We start from the raw sequence: 17,094 nt of genomic DNA on the forward strand, positions 1-17,094 counted from the left end.
TTGCAGTAGGTAATAATGACTTAATAGCTGCTGACAGACAAGCATTGAAAACTGTGGCTGAGCAACGGGAGAAATTTTTCCAACTCAGCCAAGCAGTTAAAACCGCCAGTCCTGCCGATGTTGATGCATTGAAGGGCGCAGTAGGAAGAAATGATAATAATGCCATACTTGTAGCTCTACAAACAGTAGCCAATAATAATAGACCTCCGATCACGCCACTAAATCAGCTAACAGATGTGTTGCCTGCTGACCTAGATAAGTTGAAAACATTAGCCAAAACACAAGGACAATTCCTAGAAATTAAAGAGCATATCGACAGGGTCGATCATTATGAATATCGGCTGTTGAAGGCGTTAAATGCAATTAGACAGGTGAATACGCCAGCTAAAATCAGGACTGCTTTAAGTAATAATAAGTTTGTAGGTACTGGTGGCAAAAACTTGTCTATAAATGATCTTCCTGACGACAAGGCTCGTGAATTACAAAAGATAATAGATCAAAAATTTACAAAATTACTATTTGAGCGAGCTATTAATTTTGAAGTAAAAGATAAACGCGTATTGGAGAGGTTTTTCTTCCCACCTTCACCGCCTGGTCTTAACCCTGGTCTTGATACTAATGCAGATAATAATGCTATTCGCGCTGCACTACAGAACTTTTGTAATGCAGTTTTTAAGAGAGATCAGTCGTTTAAGGTGGATTTAACTACCAATAACAATAATTTATCCGATTTAGATATTCAAGCAATGAAAAATCTAGTTTTAGGGCAATATAATGATCTTACTAGACAGCGTGTAATTGCAAATTTTGTTGTTCAGGTAGGTTCTGGAAGGTTTGAACATTTTTCTGATAAACCAGTACCAAGAGGTGGGGCTGTTCCTAATGAGGCTTTATCAACTGTAGTAGACAACGCTACTGGTCCAAGCGTGCATGGGCTAAATGCAGGGCCCGCTACTTATAAAGGTCAAAAATTAGAGGATGGCGATAAAATTTATTCTATAGGAAATTTTCCTATAAAAGCTCGGCAAGTGCCAGCTCAGCAACCTCAACAACCTCCCCAAACTGTAACGGAAGCTGCTCAAGGTATGTTAGTTCAAGATCACACGGGTAAAGTAACAGATATTACCAAACCTGATCAAAGAGCCAAATTGACTGACGGAGAAAAAGCTGAAATGGCACTTAAACAAGCTAAAATGTATTTAATTAGTCAAGTAAAGAATATAAATAGTAAAAATATCATTTGTATTTCAAAGGGAAGTCCTGAGGAAGCAAAGCGACTTTATGCCGCTTTACTTGCGTTAAAGGGCGATTTAGATATTGAGATTAGAGTATATACACCCGGCTTTCAAAAACCTAAAGCGGGCCGACTAGAAACTCAAAAAACGGCGGAGAAAAAATTTATTGAAGCTACCTTAGGTGCAGGGTTAAATGAACAAACATTAAAGGATGAGAAAAAAGAGGTAACTAGTTTTATTGAAAATACTCAGAGACGACGTGCTCAAATAGCTAAATTGAGAAAAGAAAACCAACACCTTAAAGCAGATAGACTTGAGGTGGAAGAAGGACAAAACTTAGATCAAGTGGGTAGAAGAACGCCTATGCAGCATTAAAGTTTTAGTTAAGGATTTAAGAATTTAAGCTAAATAAAATAAAACAAGCTAGAAAGTCATATAAAAAGAAAGCAATGCTCGTTGAGACTGCTTTCTTAGTCTGGCTTTTAATTAAGGATAATATGAATAACAATAAACCAATAGGTGTTTTCGATTCAGGGATGGGCGGTTTAACAGTGCTTAAAGCACTTAAACAAAAATTACCTAAAGAGTCATTTATTTATCTAGGTGATACAGCTCGCCTTCCTTACGGTACGAAAAGTCCTGATACCGTTCAACAGTATGCTTTGCAAATGGCACGTATATTAATTGAGCGAGAAATTAAAGCACTGGTGATTGCTTGTAATACAGCGACGACTGCAGCGTTACCCCATTTGCAGCAGTTATTACCTGAAACGCCTGTTATCGGCGTAGTTAAACCAGGAGCTACTGCAGTAGTGGCAGCAACTAAAAACAAGGCGGTGGCGGTATTTGCGACAGAAACGACTATTGCTTCTAATGCTTATCAGCGTTTAATCAGCGAGCAATTACCAAATGCAACCATTAGTGCGCGCGCTTGTAGTGTTTTAGTTGCTTTAGCAGAAGAAGGCATGATTGCAAATGGTGTTGCGCGTGAAGCATTACGTCATTATCTTTCCGAGTTTCAAGAAGAAGATACGTTATTATTAGGCTGTACCCATTTTCCCGTCTTTAAACCTTTACTGACTACGATGTTACCTGAGACGGTCTGTATTGTCGATTCGGCTGACGCAACGGCCAATGCGGTGCATGAAGCCCTAGAAAAAGAGCAACTTTTTTTTAATTCATCTGAGGATAATACAGGTAAAATCCAGTATCTAGTGACTGATTCAGTTGGCCGTTTTCAACGGGTAGGAGAAATCTTTTTAGGCGAACCCTTAGCTGCTGAACAAATTGAATTAGTTGATGTGTATACTTATGCAAGTGTTTAAAGCCTTACATAATTAAGGTTCGGTTTCTGCATTGGCAATAATTTTTTTATTACGTGCTGATTGATGACGTTCCCTCATCTCAACATCAATATAGCGATCGGTAGTAGCACTGGTACTATGGCCCGCATCATCCCGCACATGTTCACGCGGGCGAAATTTGACATCTTCTGAAATACCGGTGTGTCTTAACCAGTGAACGGTGGCAGCGTTAAGGTTATCTGCCTCTTCAATATGGCCTTTTTGCCTTAATGTATCAGCTGCTAAATCAAAACAACGTTGTACAAGTCGTCTAATAGGTGCTGTATCACTCATAGGTCCTGAGCCACGCAATTTAGGTAAAAGAAGGGAGGTATCGCCGGGGGAAGGAAGAGGCGTTAACCCTAAAAATAAACGCCAGCGCGTTAAGCTTGTCAGCATATCATCACTGACTGCAACTTGGCGCTCTTTATTACCTTTACCAACCGTTGTAAACCACCAAGCACCACTACTGTCTTTAGAAAAATTGTTCATGGTAGGTGTCCAACGCTCATGAGCAACTAACTCAGAAATACGCAAATACATGCCAAACAACATACTTAAAATAAAACGCGTACGTTCATGCATCATAGGATCATGCTCGGCTAACGTTTCAGCAGCCTGTAAAACCGCTTCCCACTGCAAAAGGCTTAAGCGGCGAACCGGCGGACTAAGCTGGCGTTTGCGAATAAATTTACTTTTTTGGCGAATTAAGGCAACTGGATTGGTAAAGAGATATTCTTCAGCAATTAAAAAATTAAAATAGGTGCTTAGAATTGCAAAAATTTCCTGAATTGCCCCTTGCGATAGATTAAATTGCTCAAGGGTTGGCGTATTACCCTGCTTGCGTGATGATTTACTAATCGTTACCACAAAGGGGCGCCAATGCTCATTAGGAATTCGTATGCCTTCTTTTTCAATATAACGCGGTACTTTCTTTAGACTAATCCAATGTTCAGGTGGGTTTTGACAAAAACGAATAAATTGCTCAATATCATCACGTCTTAATTCACTTAAAGTCGTTTTTTTAATAAGCCAGCACCACTGCAAAAGCCTTTCTACTTCACGCCGATAGCTATTAAAAGTACCTAAGCTACCTGAATAACTTTTTAAAAAATCCAAGGTACGTAAAAAATCATCCTTAAATTTATTATCCGGCAAAATTGCATTCTGTTGATTCTTATGTAAGTTATTTAGATTATCAAATAAAGGTAGCAGCTGATTTTTCATTTTTTATTTACTATTTATTTTAAGTACCAATTTTAATTCATTGATACTGTAAACGAAAAGGTTTTTTGACGCTAGGAGAGATCGGGTTGATATTAGGCAAGATATACCAATTTAGGTTAATTGCGACACTAAATTTGTTATTTTCGCAGGATAAAATTCATTTCTATAGCTGGCTCTTAAGCGCTTTGCAGGATGGATTCCCGCCTACGCGGGAAAGACATTATTTTCTGTTATTCTGAAGATAGGATCGACACCTGTAATAAGCTCTGAGGTATTTTGTAAGAAAGCTCCTACCTCTTTGTGAAAGACATGCTTATTTTCTGTCATTTCCGCGCAGGCGGAAATCCATCTCTATAGTTAGCTCTGTAGCACTTTGCAGGGTGGGTTCTCACCTACGCGGAAAAGATATTTCTCTTTTAAGGAATGCATGCTATAGATAGTTTTCTAAATTATATTTATCCCTCAACAAAATTTTATCTATACTCTAAACTACTTATAAAAAATTAATTTTCAGAAGTTATTGACCTGCTTGAGCGCACCGAGTATTATTTGCGCTCTGTCCTAGGACGGGTCGTCGGGGTGTAGCGCAGTCTGGTAGCGCGCCTGGTTTGGGACCAGGATGTCGGGGGTTCGAATCCCTCCACCCCGACCAATATTTGCGCCCGTAGCTCATTTGGATAGAGCATCGGCCTTCTAAGCCGAGGGTAGCAGGTTCGAGTCCTGCCGGGCGTGCCAGCCTTTGTGCAGTATTCTTATACTAAATTATTAAGTTAATAGTTATGGTGAGCGTAGCTCAGTTGGTAGAGCCCCGGGTTGTGATCCCGGTTGTCGTGGGTTCGAGTCCCATCGTTCACCCCATGTTGCAAATTATCAATCGATGCTTTGCATTTTGCTTAAGTCTTTACAAAGCTACTATACTGTTTGATAATTCCACCCTGCTTGCGAAAGTGGCGGAACTGGTAGACGCGCTGGATTTAGGTTCCAGTGGGGTAACCCGTGAGAGTTCGAGTCTCTCCTTTCGCACCATTCATGACAATTTCCAAGAGGTGACTAGATGCAAGTTTCTGTTGAGACCTTGAAAGGTTTGGAACGTAAGGTAACAGTTTCGGTACCTACCGAGAAAGTTGAAGAGGAAGTTAAGCTTCGCCTTCGCTCATTAGCCCGCAAAGTTAAAATAGCTGGCTTTCGGCCTGGTAAAGTTCCAATGAATATTGTACAAAGTCGCTATTCTGACAGTGTCCGCGAAGAAGTTGCCAGAGAAATGGTCCAATCAACATTATATGAAGCACTTAAAGATAAAGAATTAGTACCTGCTGGGGCACCTTCTGTAGAGCCTGAGCAATTAGAATCAGGCAAAGATTTTCGGTACAGCGCGACTTTTGAAGTCCTTCCTGTCATTGAAATTAAAGAATTAGATAAACCTGAAATTGAATTAGTTCGTGCAGAAGTTAAAGATGCAGACGTTCAAGAAATGCTAGAAAAGCTACGTGAACAAAATAAAGAGTGGCAAGAAGTTTCAAGAGCTGCTAAGCAAGGTGACAAAGTTATTATTGATTTCGAAGGTTTCTTAGATGGTAAGCCGTTTGAAGGCGGTAGTGCCCAATACTATGAATTAGTACTTGGCTCTAATTCAATGATACCAGGCTTTGAAGAGCAAATTGTTGGTGGTAAGCCTAATGAGCCTTTCGAAATTAAAGTCAACTTTCCTGAGAGCTATGGCCACCAAGACTTAGCTGGTAAAGAGGCTACATTTAAAATTACCATTAAAAGTGTCATGGAAGGAAAATTACCTGAATTAAACGATGAATTTGCTGAAAAGTTCAACATTAAAGAAGGTGGTCTTGAGGCGCTCAAAAAGGACATTAAAGAAAATATGACTCGAGAACTTGAGCGACGTGTCAGCGCGATGAATCGCGAGCGTATTTTTGATAAGTTATTAGAAGCTAATCAATTTGATTTACCAAAAGCTTTAATTGATCAAGAAATTGAGCACTTAAAGCATGATATGTACCATCGCGTCTTTGGTCATGAACATTCAGATGACGAAAAGATTCCTGATTTCCCAAGAAACCTTTTCGAAAAACAAGCCAATCGTCGGGTTCATCTTGGTCTGTTATTATCTGAATACATTAAGCAGCATAAATTAACGGCAAGTAAAGAGCGTGTTGATGCTATGATTGATAAATTAGCAAAAGCTTATGAAAAGCCTGAAGAATTACGCAGCTGGTATTACAGTAAAAAAGAGAATTTAGCTGAAATTGAAGCGTTAGTTACGGAAGAAATGGTTGCTGAGAAGATTAGTGAGCACGCTAAAGTTGTGGAAAAAGAGCAAAGTTATGATGAAATAATGAACCCTAAAGCTAAGCAAGAAGAGCCTGTTAAACAAGAAGAGACTGAGGGTGAATAAGTATGGATCATTTTAATATGCCTATTAAAAACGCCAGTGGCCTTGTACCAATGGTTATTGAGCAAACTTCGCGCGGTGAACGTTCCTATGATATTTATTCCCGTCTTTTAAAAGAAAGAATTATTTTTCTCTTAGGCGAAGTAGAAGATCATATGGCGAACTTAGTTGTCGCTCAATTATTGTTCTTAGAATCTGAAAACCCAGAGAAAGATATATTCTTATATATTAATTCACCGGGTGGGGTGGTTACAGCAGGACTGGCTATTTATGATACGATGCAATTTATTAAGCCTGATGTAAGTACTTTATGTATAGGGCAAGCAGCAAGTGCTGCCGCATTGCTACTTTGTGCAGGCGCCGATGGTAAGCGTTTTTGCCTGCCTAATTCGCGCGTTATGATTCATCAACCTTTAGGCGGCTATCGGGGTCAGGCAACGGATATTGAAATCCATGCTCGCGAGACTTTAGCAATAAGAGAGCGGTTAAATAGTATTATGGCTAAACATTGTAGAAAGACACCTGATCAAATTATGCGTGATACTGAACGAGATAACTTTATGAATGCGACTCAAGCAGAAGAGTACGGCTTAATTGATAAAGTTCTTTATGATCGCGAAAATTTAGGCTAAGTGGTCTAATTATTGCTATAATGCTAAGATAATATTAACTGCCAGAACAAATTAGGCTTTTTACTAAACCTTAACGCTTCGAATTTTAAAAGTAAAAGACTTAGGTTTAAAAGAAGTTTATAATGATTTCTGGCTTAATTTATTTGTCTAAATTTATATAATAGATCAGAGTAGTATATCCCTATCTTGGTGAAGGGTTGGATTTGAGTGCAGGTTGCACGAAAATAAGGGTGAAAAAGCGCAGCATAGCTATCTATGTGAGCATTTTAAAGCCTTATTTTCGTGCAAGATGCAGCCGTCCGGTGGTAGGGGCTGATTACTTACAAATATACCAGCCTATTAGTTAGGCCATAATTGAAGTAAACTATTATCAATAAGGTTTAACAGTACAATTCAAAAACTTACATTTTAAGATTTAATTGCAATAAGTCATTTTTGTAGTTTAGCTTATAAGCAACGCATTAAAATTAATGTTATGCTAGATCGAGAGCGGCTGTATTAAAAATTAACAATTAAAAATCAAACTAATAAATGAATGAAGGAAGCTAAAAGAGAAGACAATTACTTAACTAATTAAAATCGATTTTTACTATACTTAAATGAATGTATATTAAGTAGGATATCAAGTATTAAAAGTGCTACTTATTTAAAAGTTATACTTAGCAAGAGAGATTAAAATTTATTTTACAGTGCTTGCTTAGGTTGGCAGTAAGAAAGGGGTTAATAAATGAGTAAAACAGGCAGAGGCGATGGCGACAAAGTCTTGTATTGTTCGTTCTGTGGTAAAAGTCAGCATGAAGTAAAGAAACTCATTGCTGGACCTTCTGTATTCGTTTGTGACGAATGCGTTGAGCTTTGTAATGACATTATTCGCGAAGAAAACCAAGAGACAACAGAAAATACTCAAACTCGTTTGCCTACACCTCGAGAAATAGCAAGTTTTCTCGATGAGTATGTGATTGGTCAACCACATGCTAAAAAAGTACTGTCAGTTGCAGTTTATAATCACTATAAACGTCTACAACACAAAACAGAAGACGGTGTTGAATTAGGAAAAAGTAATATTTTACTTATTGGGCCAACAGGAAGTGGTAAAACATTACTCGCACAAACATTAGCACGTTTATTAAATGTTCCTTTTACCATGGCAGATGCAACAACTTTAACGGAAGCAGGTTACGTCGGTGAAGACGTAGAAAATATTATTCAAAAATTATTACAGAAATGCGATTATGATGTTGATAGAGCACAACAAGGTATTGTTTATATTGACGAAATAGATAAAATTTCTCGTAAATCGGACAATCCGTCAATTACGCGTGATGTTTCAGGGGAAGGTGTCCAGCAAGCTTTATTAAAATTAATAGAAGGCACAATTGCATCTGTTCCACCTCAAGGTGGTAGAAAGCATCCTCAACAAGAGTTTCTTCAAGTTGATACCTCAAATATATTATTTATTTGTGGTGGCGCTTTTGCGGGACTTGAGAAAGTCATTCGGGAGCGCAGTGACAAATCAGGTATTGGTTTTGCAGCCCAACTTAAAAATCAAAAAGACACAAAAGAAAATGAAAAAGTCTTAGAGATGTTAGAGTCAGATGATCTAGTTAAATATGGCTTAATTCCTGAATTCGTTGGACGTTTACCGGTTGTCACAACTTTAAAAGAACTTGATGAAGAAGCTTTAATTGATATTTTGACTAGGCCAAAAAATGCACTAACCAAGCAATTTCATGCCTTGTTTAAAATGGAAGGTGTTGACCTTGAATTTCGTGAAGAAGCTTTGCGACAAATTGCCCAAAAAGCACTGGCAAGAAAGATGGGCGCACGTGGATTACGTGCAATACTTGAAAATATTCTTTTAGACACCATGTATGATTTGCCCTCTTTAGAAGGTATTAAGAAAGTGGTAATCGATGAAAATGTAATTACTAATTCTGGAAAGCCTTTGTTGATTTTTGATGGTGATGAACCAAAGCAATCTGCTGCTGGTGGTGAATAGCACCTAATATTTTGAAGCAATTTTTAAATTGCTTCAGCTACTTACCATTCAGGTTTTCCAAATTAATCCAATTTTAAGCTGTAATTAGAAATGTCGGTATTCTAGGTGGGCATCTGATATTTAAACACGTCCTGCTTTGTGGTGATATGGCACTACCTACTAAGCTTTAGATAGGTACAAGAGAATGAGCCCTAAGAGGTATAATTAAAACATGACTGAAGCAAAGTGAATTTATAATATAGTGTGAGGCTTAGTGGAGAGTGCTATTTAAAAATAGATCATCCCGAGCTAAGAATGCCTAGTGGGATTATCTTGTGTGATTAAGGACTTATTATGTCTAGCAAAAATGAATTAATAACAAATGAAGGTGTGCAATCACCTTTACCGGTTTTACCTTTAAGAGATGTTGTTGTTTATCCGCATATGGTTATCCCTCTTTTTGTTGGCCGTGAAAAATCTATTAAGGCCTTAGAGGCTTCTATGGTGGAAAACAAGCAAATCTTTTTAGTTGCTCAGCGCAAGTCATCGAATGATGACCCATCAGCTAATGATGTTTATACAGTCGGTACTGTTTCCAGTGTTTTGCAGTTATTAAAACTGCCTGATGGAACGGTTAAAGTTTTAGTAGAGGGTGAAAGGCGAGCTTATGCTACGCAATATTCACAAGAAAAAGGCTACCTTGAAGCTTACTTAGAGCCTGTTGAAGATGTTAATACAGCGTTAACTCAGCAAGAAATTGAAATAATAATGCGCTCTTTAATGTCTCAGTTTGAGCAGTATATTAAATTAAATAAAAAAATACCGCCTGAAGTATTAGGATCACTTGCCAGCATTGAAGAGCCAGGGCGACTAGCAGATAACATTGCTGCGCATTTAAGTTTGAAAGTGGAAGATAAACAAGAAGTCTTAGAAATTCAAGATGTAGGCTCACGGCTTGAGCGTTTAATGGCTGCCCTTGAAGGCGAAATTGATTTATTGCATGTCGAAAAGCGCGTACGTGGCCGTGTTAAAAGACAAATGGAAAAAAGCCAACGTGAATACTATCTTAATGAACAAATGAAAGCTATCCAAAAAGAATTAGGCGAACTTGGTGGCGAAGAAGGCAATGAAGTTGAGCAGATGGAAAATGCAATTAATAAAGCGGGCATGCCTAAAGAAGCCAAGGAAAAAGCATTATCAGAATTGCAAAAATTAAAAATGATGTCGCCAATGTCTGCGGAAGCAACTGTTATCCGTAATTATCTAGATTGGATGCTGTGCGTTCCTTGGAAGAAAAAAAATAAAATTCAATTTGACTTAGAGAAAGCAGAGAAATTGCTTGATAAAGAGCATTATGGCCTTGAAAAAGTTAAAGAGCGGATTACGGAATACCTAGCCGTTCAACAGCGAGTTAAACGTATTAAAGGGCCTATTTTATGTCTAGTTGGCCCGCCAGGCGTGGGTAAGACATCATTAGGTCAATCTATTGCCAATGCAACAGGTAGAACGTTTATTCGTATTGCTCTAGGAGGTGTGCGTGATGAAGCTGAAATACGCGGTCACCGTCGTACTTATATTGGCTCAATGCCTGGAAAAATCATTCAAAAACTTTGTAAAGCTGGGGTAAAAAATCCTTTAATTATGCTTGACGAAGTAGACAAGATGGCAATGGACTTTAGAGGCGATCCAGCTTCTGCTTTGTTAGAAGTTCTTGATCCGGAGCAAAATCATACATTTAGCGATCATTATTTAGAAGTAGATTACGATCTAAGTGATGTCATGTTTATTGCTACTGCTAACTCCTTAGAAATCCCAGCACCGTTATTAGATAGAATGGAAGTGATCCGGCTGCCGGGCTATACCGAGGATGAAAAAGTTAATATTGCCATAACTTACCTTGTACCCAAGCAAATCATGCTAAATGGCCTTAAAAATGATGAAATCACGATTAGTGAAGGAGCAATTCATGAGATTATTCGTCATTATACTCGGGAAGCAGGTGTTCGAAACTTAGAGCGCGAAATTGCAAGTATTTGCCGTAAAGTGGTTAAAGAAATTTTAACCAATAAACGCACTAAAAAAGTTGTTATTTCACGTAGCAATATAGAAAAATATCTTGGTGTAAAAAAATTCCGCTATGGCCTTGCTGAGCAGTTTGATCAAGTTGGCCAGGTAACAGGTCTAGCGTGGACGAGCGTTGGCGGTGAATTGTTAATTATCGAAGCCTCAATGATGTCAGGTAAGGGTAAAGTAACCCATACGGGTCAATTAGGCGAAGTCATGCAAGAGTCTATACAAGCAGCTATGACGGTTGTACGTAGTCGTTCAAAATCACTGCATATACCTGATGATTTTTATGATAAAAAGGATTTTCATATCCATGTTCCAGAAGGCGCTACTCCCAAAGATGGACCTAGTGCTGGTATAGGTATGTGTACAGCCTTGGTCTCTGTACTTACGCAAATTCCTGTACGCGCAGAAGTTGCGATGACAGGTGAGATTACCTTGCGTGGTCAGGTATTACCTATTGGCGGATTAAAGGAAAAATTACTGGCTGCGCATCGCGGCGGTATCAAGCATGTCATTATCCCGGAAGAGAATAAAAAAGATCTAGATGAGATTCCGGATAATGTTCTTCGAAAACTGAAAGTACATCCGGTAAAAACAATTGATGAGGTCTTGAAAATCGCTTTAAAAGAGAATCCTTTCGAAAGAGAAGATAATTTGGCTGAAAATAGCACAACAGAAGTAAAAACTCGCGAAAAAAGTGAAAATAATGATTTACAGGCTCATTAATACCGGGTATATTTCACACCGTTGCCACTAATATAACTAGTATATTAGCGGAGTTCCAAGGATGTGACTGCTTGACTGAAGGTGGCGATTTTGATTAAATCAATCCTTCAAGAAAAGGATGAATAACTGGATAGGGGAAACGATGAATAAGAGTGAATTGGTAGATGCAATTGCAAGCGGTACAGGCTTAACAAAAGCTGATACAAGTCGAGTTCTTGAAATGTTTATGGAAACTGTTACTGATGCTCTAAAGAGCGGTGACCAAGTTGTCTTACCAGGATTTGGCTCTTTCTCAACTGGTAATCGTTCCGAAAGAGAAGGTAGAAACCCACAGACGGGTGAGAAGATTAAGATTAAAGCATCTCGAGTAGCCAGGTTTAAAGCTGGTAAATCTCTCAAAGAAGCTGTACAGGAAGCGTGATTTACCGGGTGCTTAGCTCAGCTGGGAGAGCATCGCCCTTACAAGGCGAGGGTCGTAGGTTCGATCCCTACAGCACCCACCAAGAATTGGAGTGGTAGTTCAGTTGGTTAGAATACCGGCCTGTCACGCCGGGGGTCGCGGGTTCGAGCCCCGTCCACTCCGCCAAATAAACGCGCCCAAGGGCGCGTTTTTTTTACCTGCTACGCTTACTTTAATTTTCTTAATAATTTACTATTATTTTTGAGTTTTAACATTGTATTTTAACCCAATTACAAGTACTAATAATGTAGAAAAGGAATTCATCAAGATAATAGATTGTCTAATGAATTATTTTAATAATTAAGGGTGAGCACAAAGGCAGACACCTAATGTTTGTATCAATTATGGAACTTTAGAATATGTTGCAGAAGCTAAATGAACGCATACAAGGTGTTATAGCTTGGGTAGTTATTATTCTGATAGCAGTAACCTTCACTTTTTTTGGACTCGATTATTATATGCAGTCGCGCCATGCCTCTGATGCACAAGTGACTGTAAATGGTGAGCCTATCAGTAAACAAGCTTTTGAAATAAATTACCGCAGAGCACGCCAGCAACGTGATCCCGCTCAAATAACCGCAGCTAGCGAAGCAGCTCTAAAAAAACAGGTCTTAGATGACATGATTGTCAATGAAGTCAGCGTACAAGCTGCAAGAGCAAATGGCTTTGAAGTTAGTCTTGCTCAGGCCAATTCTGCCATTGTTAGCATACCGCAATTCCAGCAAGACGGGCACTTTTCCGCAGAGCGTTATCAGCAAGCTTTAAGTGGCGCTATGTTTACCCCTGAATCTTTTCAAAAAGAGGTTAGACAAGGTATGCTATTAAATCAACAGCGCTTTGCATTTATTGGTAGCGCTTTTGCAATTCCATCAGAAATTAAGCGCTTTGTTAAATTGTATATGCAAACGAGAGATTATGATTATCTCCAAATTCCTGCTTCATCATTTATTGATAAAAAGGATATCACTGACGAACAAATTGTTAGTTACTATGAAAAGCATCCACAGCAATTTATAGCACCTGAAAAAGTTACTGTTGATTATATACGCTTGTCAGTTCAGAAATTACGTGAAGGCATTGCAGTAAGTGATGAAGATATTAAGCGTTACTATGATGAGAATCAAAACAATTTCTTAAATCCCGCTCAGTGGCGAGTGGCCCATATTCTTTTTGCTTTTCCTAAAGATGCTGATGACGAAGCTCAGGCAGAAGTTAAACAAAAAGCTCAAGATGCTTATCAAGCATTACAAAATAATCCTACTCAGTTTTCGCAGTGGGTTAAGACAATCTCATCTGATAAGTTATCTGCAATGAATAATGGTGAATTACCTTGGATAACTGCAGGGCAGACCGAGTTTGATAAAGTTTTGTCTAATTTAACGCAGCCAGGTCAGATATCTGAGCCTTTTAAAACATCGCATGGCTATGAGATTTTTAAGTTAGTTGCTTATAAACCAGCTAAACTTAAGCCTCTAGCTAGTGTTAGAAATGAGATTGCTGAGCAACTTAAAACTGAGATGGCACAAACAAAATTTGCTCAGCTTATGGAACAGCTTACCGACTTAAGCTATCAAACGCCAGATTCTTTAACCTCGGTTGCTGAAGAGCTTAAATTACCTATAGAGAAGACAGAGCCTTTCTCTCGTGAGGGTGGGCAGACTGAGCTAACCAAAAATAAAAATATTATTAACGCTGCTTTCAGCCATGATGTTTTGGTTTTAGGTAATAATAGTGAGCCAATTCAATTAGATAATGATAGTGTGGTTGTGTTACGCGTAGATAGGCATATTCCATCTACTAAGAAATCACTTGCTGAAGTGAAAGAAGCTATCATCAATAAACTTGCGTTACAAAGAGCAGAGAAAAAAGCGCAAGAATTAGGTTCTAGCTTACTCGTAGAGAACAAGAGTAACAATCTTAACTCACAACCGCTTGAAGCTAAGCAATTTGTATGGCATGAAGTTGCTCAAGCGACTCGTGATACCGACAAAGCAGATACTATGATTAATGATTTAGCTTTTAGTCTTCCTAAGCCAGATAGCAAAGAGGGTCGACGTTTAATCAATGGTGATTATGTTATTGTCAGATTAAAGAAAATTAATGACGGTCAATATAGCTCGCTTGATAAAGAACAGCGCTCAAGTTTAGCTCAGCAAATTGAGGCAAGTTATGGCTTAATGGAATACGATTTATACATCAATAATCTAGTAAAACGAGCTAAAATCGAGAAAAGCCACTAATTTTCCGCATCCAATTAAAATTTGAAGTTATTAACTTTTTTATCTTCAATCTGGATATCGCAAGTAAGCGGCAGTATCCAGATTAAGATTACTACCATTAAGTTATCCAATAACTTTTCGCTACTAGATTCTGACCTAAGCATCTTCAGGACTTAATTATCAGATTAAAAATTAATCATTAATGCAAATTATGCAGCATATTATTGTTACTTGCGTTGACGCGTGGATGATGCGCTGGTATAAAGGGTGTTCAAATTTTATTGCTTACTGACTGAAATATAGCGAAGGAGCAAAGAATGACAAAAAGATTTACTGATAACCAGTTAGGACAAATTTATTTAGGGATGTATGAAGATTATACCTCCTATCTAAATAGTGGTTACACATCTCAAGCAATTCATGAATTTATTTCTGCTAAATTATTTTACTCATTAAATGATCCTACTAGTTCTTTATGTGGCCTGCCTGAAGCCGAAAAACAACGTGTTTGGGCTGTTTACTATGCCTTTATCAATAGTACGCCTAGTTTCAGGAATCAATATCCAAGTGAGACACAACAAAAGCAATTTTGGAAGAATTTTAACGTGCAAAAGCCGCCAGTGGTGGTAATTGAAAATTCAAAACACTACTGTGCTCATAATACTTTATTGGACTGGTTATTGCTTGATTCCTTCTTAAATTCTTTTAATCGTCCTCATGTCCACTACAACAACAGGCACTCTCATCGCCACAAAGATGAAAAAAATAAGGGTGAATTAATAGCTGGTTTAATAATGCTTGCGGTTATGACCTTTGCTGTCGCAGCTTCGTTAATAGCTTTGTATTATATTTTAAAGAAATTTTTAGATGATGTTGAACGTTTTATTTTTAATGAAGGCCAATTAAAAGCAGCGATTTCGTTGGCTTCTATAGTAGGTGGTGCAGCTGCTGGTGCGCTTTTTGGAACTTTTATTGCCTCTATGCCACTTATCATGCTGGGCTTAGCGGCAGGAGTCAGCAACCCAGTAGGCCTTGCCATTATAGGTATAGTCTGTATAACCATTATCAGTGCGGCTATCTCTTGCGGTCTAACCAATTGGATTCAAAATAAAGCTATTCAGCATCAAAATAAAGATGCATTAGATCCGCGGGATCCTTATCGCTACGCTCTTTCTGAGAATGAAGAAGCTGATTTAATTAAAAAGGGATATGATATTTATACTATTAAGATAGCCATGGTTGCTTTACGCAGAGAAATAGGTGAAAAGGGCGTACCTTCATTGCTCAATCGTCTATTTACCGATAAAGGCGAGGAGAAACAAAAATATCTTAATTCAATACGTCAGATTAAGCGAGGCGAATTAGCTTCAGTAAAAGTAGGAAATATGGAATTTAATTTCCATACGCCTAACTCATATGCCCCATTAAACAACACCTATAATGATGGGCAGAGAGATAATGCTCCTGTTTACGCAGCTAACCCTCCAACAAAGCAGGCAGGCGGCTTCTTTACACAAAAACAAACGGTTACTCCTGTTACTTATCAAAATGAATATAGTGACACATATCAAAAAAGTTCAAACATAGAGCCGTCTGCTCCTCCTCTAGATAATAATAGTACTCCTTCAGATACAAGTACAGGGTTATACCCTTTGCTAAATGGTGAGGAATATAGTCAATATAGTTTTAATCATTAATGCTTAGGCCTTTGTTTCAAAGGCCTAACTACACTTTATTTAGGTTAATGCAAAGTTATTTGACTTAATAATTCTTGGCTTTAATTGAGATGATTTCTCTATCAGTTTAAAGCTAAGAGTAACTAGAGTGTAGTAAATTTTAATTAGGAATAATTACTCTAAATTAGACATAGCAACAGCATGGTAACCTGCGTCAACATGAACAACTTCGGCTGTAATTCCTGAGGCTAAATCAGAACATAAAAAGGCTGCAGTATTACCGACTTCATCAGCAGTAACATTACGCTTTAAAGGCGTCGTTTCAGCATAAGCACTTTGCATTTTACGAAAATCTTTAATGCCTGCAGCTGCTAGCGTTTTAATTGGACCGGCGGAGATAGCATTTACACGAAGGCCTCTAGGTCCTAAGCTTGCTGCGAGATAACGCACTGAAGCTTCAAGACTTGCTTTGGCAATCCCCATAACATTGTAATTAGGAACTGCTTTTTCAGCACCATAATAGCTTAAAGTTAAGATTGAGCCGTTGGTGTCTTGCATTAGGGGTAAGGCCGCTTTAGCTAAGCCAACTAAACTATAAGCACTAATATCATGCGCAATGTGAAAACCTTCGCGGTTTACGCATTCAATAAAATCACCGCTAATTTGATCAGCTGGAGCAAAAGCCACAGAATGGACTAAAATATCAAGTTGCGGCCACTGATTTTTTAGTTGCTCCATTAAAGCGGCAATTTCTTGGTCATGTGCAACATCACAGGGAAACGTTAGGCTTGAATTAAACTCTGCAGCCATATTTTCAACACGAGTACGTAGTTTTTCGTTTTGATAAGTAAAGGCAAGTTCAGCCCCTTGGGCGTGAAAGGCTTTAGCGATCCCATATGCAATAGAGCGGTTACTCGCTAACCCAATAATGAGCGCTCTCTTTCCACTTAAAAAACCCATAGAATAATCTCCTTGGCGTTTATTAGAGTTCTTTTAAACTGTCATTGGTGTTGATCTTAATCAAACCAAATCATCAAAATGTGCAATATACCTTAGACATGTCGTATTTTAAATTCCTTTTAACGGATTTTGGCTTTTATTAACAGTTTAACAAGAACTCTCTT

At 38.3% G+C, this 17,094-nt stretch carries 11 protein-coding genes and 6 tRNA genes; 15 read left to right on the top strand and 2 right to left on the bottom strand.

Going from position 1 to position 17,094, the window contains the following annotated elements; genetic code table 11:
• Together ACQUW5_RS14585 and murI are read left to right on the top strand one after the other, a co-directional pair.
• Positions 1 to 1,610, top strand: a 1,610-nt coding sequence (locus ACQUW5_RS14585; protein ID WP_444992003.1) for a hypothetical protein, incomplete at its 5' end; no start/stop codon positions are given.
• Between the two features lie 122 nt (positions 1,611 to 1,732).
• Positions 1,733 to 2,560, top strand: a complete 828-nt coding sequence (gene murI, locus ACQUW5_RS14590; protein WP_444992004.1) for a glutamate racemase — start codon at positions 1,733 to 1,735, stop codon at positions 2,558 to 2,560.
• A 12-nt stretch (positions 2,561 to 2,572) separates the two neighbouring features.
• On the opposite strand, the gene xerL is transcribed toward murI, so the two are convergent.
• Positions 2,573 to 3,805: a tyrosine recombinase/integrase XerL gene (gene xerL, locus ACQUW5_RS14595; RefSeq protein WP_444992005.1), complete on the bottom strand. Its 1,233-nt coding sequence runs from the start codon at positions 3,803 to 3,805 to the stop codon at positions 2,573 to 2,575.
• Positions 3,806 to 4,380: 575 nt separating this feature from the next.
• Between xerL and ACQUW5_RS14600 the strand changes: the two genes are divergently transcribed.
• The 13 genes from ACQUW5_RS14600 (at position 4,381) to ACQUW5_RS14660 (ending at position 15,991) form a co-directional block, all read left to right on the top strand.
• Positions 4,381 to 4,457, top strand: a tRNA-Pro gene (locus ACQUW5_RS14600).
• Positions 4,458 to 4,463: 6 nt separating this feature from the next.
• Positions 4,464 to 4,540, top strand: a tRNA-Arg gene (locus ACQUW5_RS14605).
• A 47-nt stretch (positions 4,541 to 4,587) separates the two neighbouring features.
• A tRNA-His gene (locus tag ACQUW5_RS14610) sits at positions 4,588 to 4,663 on the top strand.
• Between the two features lie 83 nt (positions 4,664 to 4,746).
• Positions 4,747 to 4,831: transfer RNA gene (locus tag ACQUW5_RS14615), tRNA-Leu, on the top strand.
• A gap of 28 nt (positions 4,832 to 4,859) precedes the next feature.
• A complete protein-coding gene (gene tig / locus ACQUW5_RS14620) occupies positions 4,860 to 6,212 on the top strand; it encodes a trigger factor (protein ID WP_444992006.1) in 1,353 nt (450 codons plus the stop codon).
• 2 nt (positions 6,213 to 6,214) lie between these two features.
• Positions 6,215 to 6,841, top strand: coding sequence for an ATP-dependent Clp endopeptidase proteolytic subunit ClpP (clpP, locus tag ACQUW5_RS14625; RefSeq protein ID WP_444992008.1), 627 nt, complete (start codon positions 6,215 to 6,217; stop codon positions 6,839 to 6,841).
• 727 nt (positions 6,842 to 7,568) lie between these two features.
• A complete protein-coding gene (gene clpX / locus ACQUW5_RS14630; RefSeq protein WP_444992009.1) occupies positions 7,569 to 8,840 on the top strand; it encodes an ATP-dependent Clp protease ATP-binding subunit ClpX in 1,272 nt (423 codons plus the stop codon).
• A gap of 333 nt (positions 8,841 to 9,173) precedes the next feature.
• A complete protein-coding gene (gene lon / locus ACQUW5_RS14635; protein ID WP_444992010.1) occupies positions 9,174 to 11,615 on the top strand; it encodes an endopeptidase La in 2,442 nt (813 codons plus the stop codon).
• Positions 11,616 to 11,757: 142 nt separating this feature from the next.
• Positions 11,758 to 12,036: an HU family DNA-binding protein gene (locus tag ACQUW5_RS14640; protein ID WP_115332572.1), complete on the top strand. Its 279-nt coding sequence runs from the start codon at positions 11,758 to 11,760 to the stop codon at positions 12,034 to 12,036.
• A gap of 6 nt (positions 12,037 to 12,042) precedes the next feature.
• Positions 12,043 to 12,118, top strand: a tRNA-Val gene (locus tag ACQUW5_RS14645).
• 6 nt (positions 12,119 to 12,124) lie between these two features.
• Positions 12,125 to 12,201 (top strand) — tRNA-Asp (locus tag ACQUW5_RS14650).
• A gap of 233 nt (positions 12,202 to 12,434) precedes the next feature.
• Complete coding sequence (locus tag ACQUW5_RS14655) at positions 12,435 to 14,315, top strand: SurA N-terminal domain-containing protein (RefSeq protein ID WP_444992011.1); 1,881 nt, start codon at positions 12,435 to 12,437, stop codon at positions 14,313 to 14,315.
• Positions 14,316 to 14,611: 296 nt separating this feature from the next.
• Positions 14,612 to 15,991, top strand: coding sequence for a hypothetical protein (locus tag ACQUW5_RS14660; protein ID WP_444992012.1), 1,380 nt, complete (start codon positions 14,612 to 14,614; stop codon positions 15,989 to 15,991).
• Positions 15,992 to 16,144: 153 nt separating this feature from the next.
• On the opposite strand, the gene ACQUW5_RS14665 is transcribed toward ACQUW5_RS14660, so the two are convergent.
• Entirely contained in the window at positions 16,145 to 16,930 is a 786-nt protein-coding gene (locus tag ACQUW5_RS14665) for an enoyl-ACP reductase FabI (protein WP_444992013.1), read from the bottom strand.
• Positions 16,931 to 17,094: the final 164 nt, after the last annotated feature.

The organism is Legionella pelazae (assembly GCF_052527395.1).

Excerpts from the sequence above, each read along its gene's own strand:
- murI (WP_444992004.1), top strand. The coding sequence starts at position 1,733 with ATGAATAACAATAAACCAATAGGTGTTTTCGATTCAGGGATGGGCGGT.
- xerL (WP_444992005.1), bottom strand. The coding sequence starts at position 3,805 with ATGAAAAATCAGCTGCTACCTTTATTTGATAATCTAAATAACTTACAT.
- tig (WP_444992006.1), top strand. The coding sequence starts at position 4,860 with ATGCAAGTTTCTGTTGAGACCTTGAAAGGTTTGGAACGTAAGGTAACA.
- clpP (WP_444992008.1), top strand. The coding sequence starts at position 6,215 with ATGGATCATTTTAATATGCCTATTAAAAACGCCAGTGGCCTTGTACCA.
- clpX (WP_444992009.1), top strand. The coding sequence starts at position 7,569 with ATGAGTAAAACAGGCAGAGGCGATGGCGACAAAGTCTTGTATTGTTCG.
- lon (WP_444992010.1), top strand. The coding sequence starts at position 9,174 with ATGTCTAGCAAAAATGAATTAATAACAAATGAAGGTGTGCAATCACCT.
- ACQUW5_RS14640 (WP_115332572.1), top strand. The coding sequence starts at position 11,758 with ATGAATAAGAGTGAATTGGTAGATGCAATTGCAAGCGGTACAGGCTTA.
- ACQUW5_RS14655 (WP_444992011.1), top strand. The coding sequence starts at position 12,435 with ATGTTGCAGAAGCTAAATGAACGCATACAAGGTGTTATAGCTTGGGTA.
- ACQUW5_RS14660 (WP_444992012.1), top strand. The coding sequence starts at position 14,612 with ATGACAAAAAGATTTACTGATAACCAGTTAGGACAAATTTATTTAGGG.
- ACQUW5_RS14665 (WP_444992013.1), bottom strand. The coding sequence starts at position 16,930 with ATGGGTTTTTTAAGTGGAAAGAGAGCGCTCATTATTGGGTTAGCGAGT.